Source organism: Vibrio sp. PSi01, assembly GCF_054960695.1.
Map to the genome: position 1 here is coordinate 1 of NZ_JBHNYN010000053.1, position 559 is coordinate 559.

At 41.5% G+C, this 559-nt stretch carries 1 protein-coding gene; it reads right to left on the bottom strand.

Features of this window, described 5'->3' with window-relative positions; translation table 11 throughout:
- Positions 1-31 precede the first annotated feature (31 nt).
- Positions 32-559 (bottom strand): IS3 family transposase (locus ACFI6G_RS22200; RefSeq protein ID WP_462710485.1); only part of this gene is annotated, 528 nt, incomplete at its 5' end.

The following is a 559-nucleotide window of genomic DNA, read 5'->3' on the forward strand; positions in this document are numbered from 1 at the left end:
TGAAGTGACCCCGTAAAGTTGGACATTTCTGTTAAGCGGCTTTCAAGGCCTGAGTTCGATATTCTATCGGAGTCAGGCCTTTTAGTTTCACTTTTATACGTTTGGTATTGTAGTACTCGATGTATTCTTTAATTTGCTCTATCAGAGCATCTGCATCTTCAAAGCTTTGGTTGTGATACATCTCTGTTTTGAGTAAAGCAAAAAAGTTTTCAGCAACCGCATTATCCAAGCAGTTACCTTTTCTCGACATGCTTTGCGTTAACCCACTCTCCGCTACCTTTTTTTGATACTGTCGATGGCGATATTGCCAACCTTGATCGCTATGTATAATTGGCTTTGAGTTGGGTTTAAGCTTTGATATGGCTTCCGTCAGCATATCCGTGACAAGCGGCAAGCAGGCATTTTTAGCCACTCTATAAGCAACCACTTCATGAGTAAACAAGTCGACAACGGGAGACAAGTATACTTTCTGCTCTTTTACTTTGAACTCCGTGACATCAGTTACCCATTTTTCATCGGGTTGAGTCGCACTAAAATCTCTTTCAAGCACGTTAGGAGC